The following is a 2,914-nucleotide window of genomic DNA, read 5'->3' on the forward strand; positions in this document are numbered from 1 at the left end:
CGGCGACCCGCAGCACGGCGAGTACGCGCGGCACTGCCACTCCTGCACGGCGCTCCTCAACCACTTCGGGGTGCGGTCCATCAGCCCCGTCACCGCCGCCCCCCTCACCGCCGCCCTCGCACGGCGCCGGAGTGGGCGGACCGGCGACCCCGCCGCCGCCCGCGGGCGCGAGCGGCGCCTACGGCTATCCGCAGCAGGGCCGGCCGACGGTCGGCTCCGGCTACATGGCGGTGCTGCGCTACCGGGCCCCCGACGGCTCGGAGGCCCGGCTGATCCGCCGTTCGACCCCGGGCACGCCGCACCCGGAGTGGCAGCTCCTCCACGAGCTGCACGCCCTGGGTGTCCCGCCGCAGCAGGTCATCGAGTTGCACACCGAGTTGCAGTCGTGCTCGCTGCCCGGTGGCTACTGCTCCCGCATGATCCAGGAGACCTGGCCGCAGGTGCGGGTCACCCACACCGCGCCGTACGGCGCGGACCACGGCTCCCGGCAGGCCGGGGTGCGCCACCTCGTGGAGCACCAGGACGAGTTGGAGCAGTACGCCGACGGGCCGGCCCGGACCGCGCCGGTACGTGCGCCGTTGCCGGCCGTCCAGACCGCGCCGGCTGTCGGCCTGGAGGTCATCGGCCAGGAGCTCCAGCAGGCGTTCGGCCCGCAGGGCGTCTTCCGGTTCGACCAGCAGTCGGTCTCCCGGCAGGGCGTGCCCGACATCGTGGCGCAGTCTCTGGTGTGGGCCGGGGTGCCGCTGGAGATCGGCCCGTTCTTCTGGGCGCAGGCCCGGCCGGGCACCCCGATCCCGACGCTGGCGGAGCTGGCGCAGGAGCGCGGTGTGCAGCCGGCGTCCGACGCGGGTTCCTACCTGGTCGTCGGCAACGACTTCGGGCGGCAGCTCTGCGTGCAGTACGGCACCGCGTACATCGTGGCGGTGCCGTTGGAGGCGGGGCCGGGCGGAGCGCCCGCGCACCCGCAGTTCGTCAACTCCTCGCTGCCGCAGTTCGCGCGGTCCATGGCACTGCTGGGACGGATGTGGCGGCTGCGGTTCGGCCTCACCCCGGAGCAGGCGGGCCACTGGACGAGCGACTTCCAGCTGGAGCTCGCCTCGTTGGACGGCCAGGCGCTGGCCGATCCGGAGAACTGGTGGTCCGTGCTGGTCGAGCAGATGTGGGACGGGCTGCTCTGATCCACCGGCGCCGGTGCGCGCCCGCGCTTCCGCCGCCCTCGCCCCCGCCGGGACGGGGGCGGCCGTGCGAGGCGTGTCGGAGGCCCGGGCGCGTGCCCGCCGCCGGGCTGAGGGGCTGGCGGTAGGGTGCGGGGACCGGCGGCGGGGCGTCCGCCCGCCGTCACCGTCCGCCGCACCCCGTACCGAAGGGCATCCCCGTGAGTTCCATGCGCCCGGCCGCCGTCGTCGTCCTCGCCGCCGGAGAGGGCACCCGGATGAAGTCGGCCACGCCGAAGGTCCTGCACGACCTCTGCGGCCGTTCGCTGGTCGGCCATGTCGTGGCTGCCGCAGGCGAGTTGGAGCCGCACGCACTGGTCGCGGTGGTCGGCCACGCGCGGGAGCGGGTCGCCGGCCACCTCGCGGAGGTCGCGCCCGAGGTGCGGACGGCCGTGCAGTACGAGCAGAACGGCACGGGTCATGCGGTGCGGGTGGCGCTGGACGAGCTGGCGGGCGGCGGTTCGGCGGCCGACGCGGTCGCCGGCACGGTCCTGGTGACCTGCGGCGACACCCCGCTGCTGACCGCGGCGACGCTGCGGGCGCTGGCCTCCGCCCACGAGGCGGACGGGAACGCGGTGACGGTGCTGACGGCCGAGGTGCCGGACGCCACCGGCTACGGACGGATCATCCGCGGCACGGACGGCGCGGTCACCGCGATCGTCGAGCACAAGGACGCCGACGAGTCGCAGCGCGCCGTGCGGGAGATCAACTCCGGGGTGTTCGCCTTCGACGGCCGCCTGCTGGCGGAGGCCCTGGGCAAGCTGTCGACCGACAACAGCCAGGGCGAGGAGTACCTCACCGACGTCCTCGGGATCCTGCGGGCGGAGGGCCACCGGGTGGGGGCGGCGCTCGCCGCCGACCACCGCGAGATCGCGGGGATCAACAACCGCGTGCAGCTGGCGCAGGCGCGCCGCACGATGAACGACCGGCTGCTGGAGCTGGCGATGCTCGCGGGCGTCACCGTGGTGGACCCGGCGTCCACCTGGATCGACGTCACGGTGACGGTGGAGCGCGACGCCGTCGTGCACCCGGGGACCCAGCTGCTGGGCACCACCCACCTCGCCGAGGGCTGCGAGGTCGGCCCGAACAGCCGGCTGACGGACACCCGCGTCGGACAGGCGGCCACGGTGGACAACACGGTCGCGAAGGGTGCCGAGATCGGCGCCGAGGCGACGGTCGGGCCGTTCGCGTACCTCCGCCCGGGAAGCCGGCTCGGTACGTCCGGGAAGATCGGCGCGTTCGTGGAGACGAAGAACGCCGCGATCGGCGACGGCAGCAAGGTGCCGCACCTCAGTTACGTCGGGGACGCCACCATCGGCGACCACACCAACATCGGTGCCGCCAGCGTCTTCGTGAACTACGACGGCGAGCGCAAGCACCACACGACGATCGGCTCCCACTGCCGCACGGGCAGCGACAACATGTTCATCGCCCCGGTGAACGTCGCGGACGGCGCCTACACGGCCGCCGGCTCCGTCATCACCCAGGACGTGCCCGCCGGCGCCCTGGCGGTGGCCCGCGCGCACCAGCGGAACGTGGAGGGGTGGGTGGCGCGCCGCCGTCCCGACTCGGCGGCGGCCCGCGCCGCCGCGGAGGCGGACACCGCGCAGCCCCCGGCCGAGGCGGGGACGGACACGACCGTCGCCTGATGCCGCGCGGGGCGGGCGGCGCCGCTCGCTCCCCCCGACGCTCTCCCAGGA

The 2,914-nt window shown here is 75.0% G+C and carries 2 protein-coding genes; both read left to right on the forward strand.

Annotation, left to right across the window (positions count from 1 at the left end; genetic code table 11):
- On the forward strand, positions 1 to 1,178 hold a 1,178-nt coding region (locus HCJ92_RS23440; protein ID WP_209311517.1), incomplete at its 5' end, for an SUKH-4 family immunity protein.
- A gap of 197 nt (positions 1,179 to 1,375) precedes the next feature.
- A complete protein-coding gene (gene glmU, locus HCJ92_RS23445; RefSeq protein ID WP_167935612.1) occupies positions 1,376 to 2,863 on the forward strand; it encodes a bifunctional UDP-N-acetylglucosamine diphosphorylase/glucosamine-1-phosphate N-acetyltransferase GlmU in 1,488 nt (495 codons plus the stop codon).
- Positions 2,864 to 2,914: the final 51 nt, after the last annotated feature.

It is taken from the genome of Streptomyces spiramenti, from assembly GCF_012034385.1.
Lineage (GTDB): Bacteria > Actinomycetota > Actinomycetes > Streptomycetales > Streptomycetaceae > Streptomyces > Streptomyces spiramenti.